This window comes from Chryseobacterium sp. VD8 (genome assembly GCF_037149975.1).
Lineage (GTDB): Bacteria > Bacteroidota > Bacteroidia > Flavobacteriales > Weeksellaceae > Chryseobacterium > Chryseobacterium indicum.
Genome location: NZ_JBBCQL010000261.1, coordinates 1 through 5842 on the forward strand (window position 1 = coordinate 1; position 5842 = coordinate 5842).

7 protein-coding genes are annotated in these 5842 nt (G+C 34.9%); 1 reads left to right on the top strand and 6 read right to left on the bottom strand.

Features of this window, described 5'->3' with window-relative positions:
* Positions 1-642, top strand: a 642-nt coding sequence (locus WFK35_RS19780) for a T9SS type B sorting domain-containing protein (RefSeq protein ID WP_336734122.1), incomplete at its 5' end; no start/stop codon positions are given.
* Positions 643-732: 90 nt separating this feature from the next.
* Here WFK35_RS19780 and WFK35_RS19785 read toward each other — a convergent pair.
* The 6 genes from WFK35_RS19785 to WFK35_RS19810 all read right to left on the bottom strand — a co-directional run.
* Positions 733-1557, bottom strand: coding sequence for a CvfB family protein (locus WFK35_RS19785; RefSeq protein ID WP_336734124.1), 825 nt, complete (start codon positions 1555-1557; stop codon positions 733-735).
* 269 nt (positions 1558-1826) lie between these two features.
* Positions 1827-2693, bottom strand: coding sequence for a DUF4476 domain-containing protein (locus WFK35_RS19790; protein ID WP_336688790.1), 867 nt, complete (start codon positions 2691-2693; stop codon positions 1827-1829).
* A 95-nt stretch (positions 2694-2788) separates the two neighbouring features.
* A complete protein-coding gene (gene lpdA / locus WFK35_RS19795) occupies positions 2789-4192 on the bottom strand; it encodes a dihydrolipoyl dehydrogenase (RefSeq protein WP_336734126.1) in 1404 nt (467 codons plus the stop codon).
* A 120-nt stretch (positions 4193-4312) separates the two neighbouring features.
* Entirely contained in the window at positions 4313-4669 is a 357-nt protein-coding gene (locus tag WFK35_RS19800; protein WP_336734128.1) for a hypothetical protein, read from the bottom strand.
* A gap of 28 nt (positions 4670-4697) precedes the next feature.
* Entirely contained in the window at positions 4698-5048 is a 351-nt protein-coding gene (locus WFK35_RS19805; RefSeq protein WP_336734130.1) for a hypothetical protein, read from the bottom strand.
* Positions 5049-5112: 64 nt separating this feature from the next.
* A partial coding sequence (locus WFK35_RS19810) for a glycosyltransferase (protein WP_336734132.1) occupies positions 5113-5842 on the bottom strand: 730 nt, incomplete at its 5' end.

Consider the following 5842-nt stretch of genomic DNA (forward strand, 5'->3'; position numbering starts at 1 on the left):
TGTAAAGGAAAAACAGTTACTCTGGATGCAGGAAGTGGATTTTCATCTTATCTATGGAGCAACGGAGCCACTACTCAGACAATTACCGTTTCAGCTCCCGGAAATTATTCTGTAACAGTAACGAATAGTTTTGGCTGTCAGAGTACGGATAACATTCAGGTAAGCTATACTGTTTTGCCGGAAATTGTTTCCGTAAATATCAGCAACAATTCTGCAACGGTAATCCTTTCTGCGACAGGCAGTTTTGAGTATTCTTTAGATAATTTCACATGGCAGGATTCTAACATTTTCACGAACTTAAATATTGGAGAATATATTGTTTATGTAAGAACAAAAGGCGGTTGCATTATTGGTCAGAAACCTTTTTCGATATTCAATATCCCAAATGCATTCACTCCTAATGCAGACGGATATAACGACCAATGGAAAATTGCAGGACTGGAAAATTATCCGGGAACTGAAGTGAACGTTTACGACAGAAGAGGTCTTCCTGTTTTCAAAGAGATTATTTCTAAAAAACCTCTGCATTGGGACGGTAAACTCAACGGAAGTCCTGTCCCGACAGGAAACTACTGGTATACGATAAAAGTTTCAGATGGCAGAGTATATACAGGCTGGCTTCTGATTAAAAACAGAGACTAAACAAAAACGAGCGGAAAATTTTCCGCTCGTTTTTTTTATTTTCAAAAGTTTATTGATTGTCTTTTACACTTTTTGATTAGCCAAAAAAAATTACAATAACCGAATTTTATCGTCCAGAATATCGATGATTTTATCTTTATACAATCCTCCGATGGCTTTTTTAAAGTTCTTTTTACTCATCTGAACTTCGTCCTTAATTTCTTCGGGAGTTGATTTGTCTGAAAGATGAAGCAAACCGTAGTTTTCTTCAAGTTTGTCTAAAATTTTCTTTTTAAACTCATCAATATTTTCAAAACCTTGTGGCTGTAGGGAAACATCAATTTTTCCGTCTTCGCGGATCTCTTTGATATAACCGGATTCTTCAGACAACGGATACAGCTTTTTGAATACATCCGAATTGTAGATGAGTCCGATATATTTTTTATTGATGACTACATTCCAGCCCAACTCACTTTCATTCATCATAATAAGATCCACTTTATCTCCTTTCTGGAAAGGAAGATTCTGATATTGAGGATTTCTTTTGAATTTTGTAGTTCCGGTAATCAGTTCCAGATCTTCATCCACATAAATATAGACAAGATATCTTTTTCCTTCAATGATCTTAGATTTCTGCTGTTTGTAAGGAATAAACAGATCTTTGATAATTCCCCAATCCATAAAAGCTCCGCTTGGAAGGCTCTGAACACAGCTCATTACGGCAAACTCTCCTACTTCTGCCAAAGGAATTTCTGTGGTTGCCTTTAATTTTCCATCATCCTGATACACAAAAACCTCAATTTCATCATCAATTTCCTTATCATCCTGAATGAAAATTTTAGGAAGAAAAGCCTTTTCTCCGGATTCGTCTGTTAAGATCCATCCTGAATTATTTTTATCTGAAATTTTTAAAGTCTGAGTTTTTCCGAATTGCATGTATGATAAAATTAGTCTGCAAAGGTAAGGAAATATAACCCGAATCTGCAAAATGTAAAACTTTAAACAAAAAAAGAGAAACAATCTGCTTCTCCTTCTAACTTTTTAATATCAAATTATTAATACTTTGTTTAAACTAATTTTAAATTTAACCGTAAATAGAAAAAAGACTTTATCCGATTCTTTTAAAGTATTTCAAAAGTCTGCAAAGAAAAAAATCTTTGATTTCTTTAACTTATGTGCTTTAATATTAATTTCAAACTATTCTCTTATGAATTTTGTACAAATTCCATCAGTTCCCGTTTGCTGCTTTCAAAATCGAAGGCATCGTAAACCAGAAAATATTTATGCTTATCTACACATTTTGAAAACATAGATTTTGCCAGTGAAAGTTTATTTTTATCAAAACTAACTTCTTTTACCAAAGCGCTGATCTGCTGGGAAGTAAACATGGTTGTACGCATCTGCTGCCGGATCATAGAGAGTTTACTGTCGTCGAATCTTGCATTTTTTCTCAACATATCCATGAATTCACTGAAAGAACTGTTATCCATCACATTGGCATAACTTCCGCCATCATTCCATCCTCCCGAATTTCCGTAGGGATTATTCCAGACATCATTCCAGTCATTAAATCCGTAAGACTGGTTCTGAACAGGATATGAATCTAATAAAAACAATCCTTCATTGGTAAAGAAATCAAGAACCAGCCTGCTGTTGTTTCTTACATTTAAAGTGGTTCTGTATAATAAATACCCGCTTTCGTAAATCGAAACAGGAATTCTTCCCGACGGAAGATCAAAAAATCTGAATCTTCCGGAATTGTTGGAAATAAACTGATCTCCCAGTTCCACACTGAACATTCCCTGCTCTGGAATTCTCAGAAAAACTTCGGAATATCCATACTGCTGATTCCATTGATAATTAGGATTTTTAACCCTGAATCCGTTATTATTTCCATTCTGATTTCTGAAACCGGAATTATTGCTGTTTCTGCTCTCCGCTCTTTTTGCTTTTGGAGATTCCATTTCTGTTTTTGAAGCCTCGTTTTTTAAAAGCTCGCCTGCTTTTCCTGCTTCCTGCGCGAAAGAAAAACTTCCTACAAGAAACAAAACACTCATAAATATATTTTTCATAACACTTTTTTTAAATCTCCAGCTCCACTTTCATGCCAAAAAAAAGAGAAACCAGTATCTGATTTCTCTTTTTCATTTATATAATTGTTTATCAATTACATATGAATTGGTCTTTTCGCGGTAGCATCTAAAGCTGCTTCTTTAATCGCTTCTGCATAAGTCGGGTGCGCGTGAGAACTTCTTGCGATATCTTCTGCACTTGCACGGAATTCCATAGCAATAACGCCTTCAGCAATTAAATCTGCTGCTCTTGCTCCTACGATGTGCATTCCAAGAACTTCGTCTGTTTTTTCGTCTACAATAATTTTTACCAAACCATCTACATCACCACTTGCACGGCTTCTTCCTAAAGCTCTCATCGGGAAAGAACCTACTTTGTAAGCTACTCCTTCTTCTTTCAACTGCTCTTCGGTTTTTCCAACTCCTGCAACTTCCGGCCATGTGTAAACCACTCCCGGAATTAAATTATAATTGATGTGAGGCTTCTGTCCTGCTAAAGTTTCAGCAACAAAAACACCTTCCTCTTCTGCTTTGTGAGCCAGCATTGCTCCTTTTACTACGTCTCCGATTGCAAAGATATTCGCAACATTGGTTTGTAAATGATCATTTACTTTTACTCTTCCTCTTTCATCAAGCTCAACACCTGCTTTTTCCAATCCAAGACCGTCTGTGTAAGGCTTTCTTCCTACAGAAACCAGACAGTAATCTCCTTCTACCGTTACTTCTTCTCCTTTTTTGTCTTTCGCTGTAATTTTTACGGTATCTCCGTTTCTTTCCACTGCGGATACGGCTGTAGAAAGCATGAACTTCATTCCCTGCTTTTTAAGAACTTTCGTTAATTCTTTACTTAGCGCTCCGTCCATTGTCGGGATAATTTTATCCATAAACTCTACCACTGTCACCTGAGCTCCCAATCTTAGGTAAACAGAACCTAATTCAAGACCGATTACTCCACCTCCGATTACCACTAAATGTTTAGGAATTTCTTTAAGATTTAAAGCTTCCGTAGAAGTAATCACTCTTTCTTTATCTAACGTGATGAAAGGTAAAGAAGACGGTTTAGAACCTGTTGCAATGATGGTATATTTGGATTCGATGGTTTCTGTAGAACCGTCGTTTTTCGTTACTTTGATCTGAGTAGCAGATTCGAAACTTCCAACTCCTTCAAAAACAGTGATTTTGTTTTTGTTCATCAGATAGCTGATTCCGTCTGTATTTTGTTTGATTACCTCATTTTTACGCTCGATCATTCTTGCAATGTCGGCTTGAGGCTCGTTGATAATGATTCCGTGACCTGCAAAATTGTGTTTTGCGTTCTCAAAATGCTCAGAGCTGTCTAAAAGCGCTTTTGACGGAATACATCCCACGTTAAGACAAGTTCCTCCCAAAGTTGGATATTTTTCAATAATTGCTGTTGTGAAACCTAATTGTGCAGCACGGATTGCAGCAACATAACCACCAGGACCGGAACCGATTACGGTAACATCAAATTGACTCATGTTATTTTATGAATTTGTTTATTATTAACTTTCTTATGCTTACAAATTTAACGATTTATTACCACGTGAGAAAGTGAGATTTGTCAAATTTTAAGGAGAAGTCTGAGTTATAAAAATTTTTCAACAATAATTTTGAATGTCTTTAAATTTCTCAATGATTTCTTTACATTTTTCATCAAGTAAATTTTTATATTTCGTGTCTACTATTTTTAATTTTGAATCAAGTTTGATAAGATACTCTGTATTGTAAAGTTTTCTTTCTTCACCGACTGGGTAAAATTGAATTTCGCTATAGTATTTCTCTAAAATATTTAAATCAATGTTATCTAAAGGTTGGATATCATTTATTCTTCCAATAAGATAATGCATTTTAAAATATCCGGAGTGCATCTCAATTTGATCTGTTATAATAGCAATCGCATTTGAACGTAATTTTTTAATAAACCTGTAATGCTTTAGCCTTTCAAACTTATTCATGTTTATTTCATCAAATAATACTAAAACTTTATAAATCCACTATCAATTTCCCCTGTCCGAATTCTCCTGTGCTTTCAAAATATGAGCCTCCGTAAACGTACCAATCAAGGCTTTCGAGATATTCTACAGCATTTTCGGGGGTAATTTGAGGACGGTCTTTTTTAGAAACAATTCCTTTGTACCATCTTCCGGATTTGGAAAAACTTTCATATTCCACAAAATAACGGATCCAGATTCTCTGGCAAAGGTTACACTGCTGAATGCTTACTTCGGCAAATCTTCCGTTCGTTTTATCGATTCCCAATTCTGATGTTCTGAATTCTGTATAGGTGGAAGTCGGTTTTTCGCAGGCGCATCCCAGTTTCTGGATTTTAATCATTAGTAATTGTTTTCTGAAATTAAAAGTCCAAAATTAAAAAATATTAGCTGAATACTCAAGAAGGTTATTTCATCAGATCCAGCAAAACCTTTTCGTACTGATTTAAGATAATATTCTTGGAGAATCTGGATTTTATAGAATTTTTAATGGCTTCATTTTCATGATCTTCATGTAAAATCTTCATAATCTTCTGCGAAAAATCTTCATAATTTTCAATATTCGCAATTTCACCATTAGTATCATTCTGAATGATTTCGGTAATTCCTCCGGGGCAATTATTGGCTAAAGAATACGTTCCGCAAGCTCCGGCTTCGAGTAACACATTCGGAAAACCTTCATATCTTGACGAAAGAATAAACAAGTCTGCATATTTTAAAAACTGATAAGGATTTTCCTGTCTTCCATGAAAGATCACATTTTTTAAGCCTAAAAAATCTTTCATTTGATGCAAAACTTCACGATCCTGTCCGTCTCCCAAAATATGAAGCAGAATATTTTCGTTTTTAAGCCTTGAGAAAACTTTCAGTAAGTTATCAAAACCTTTTCTTGCCGATAAATTTCCGATCGCGACAACATTTTTATAGCCGTATTTAAAACTTTCCGGTTTATGGGAAATTTTAATTTTTTCATCAATGAAATCAAAATCTACAGGATTGTTTATTTTAACGATTTTCGAAGGTTTAATCTTGAAATTAAGCATCAGATCATGCTTCATATCATCACTCTGCGCAATGATTGTATCGTAATTGTTATAAAAATTGTAGAAAAATTTAATCTCCTTTCTGGTAACGTGC

Coding starts and splice junctions, on each gene's coding strand:
- lpdA (WP_336734126.1), bottom strand. CDS start 4,192: ATGAGTCAATTTGATGTTACCGTAATCGGTTCCGGTCCTGGTGGTTAT.
- WFK35_RS19785 (WP_336734124.1), bottom strand. CDS start 1,557: ATGCAATTCGGAAAAACTCAGACTTTAAAAATTTCAGATAAAAATAAT.
- WFK35_RS19800 (WP_336734128.1), bottom strand. CDS start 4,669: ATGAATAAGTTTGAAAGGCTAAAGCATTACAGGTTTATTAAAAAATTA.
- WFK35_RS19805 (WP_336734130.1), bottom strand. CDS start 5,048: ATGATTAAAATCCAGAAACTGGGATGCGCCTGCGAAAAACCGACTTCC.
- WFK35_RS19790 (WP_336688790.1), bottom strand. CDS start 2,693: ATGAAAAATATATTTATGAGTGTTTTGTTTCTTGTAGGAAGTTTTTCT.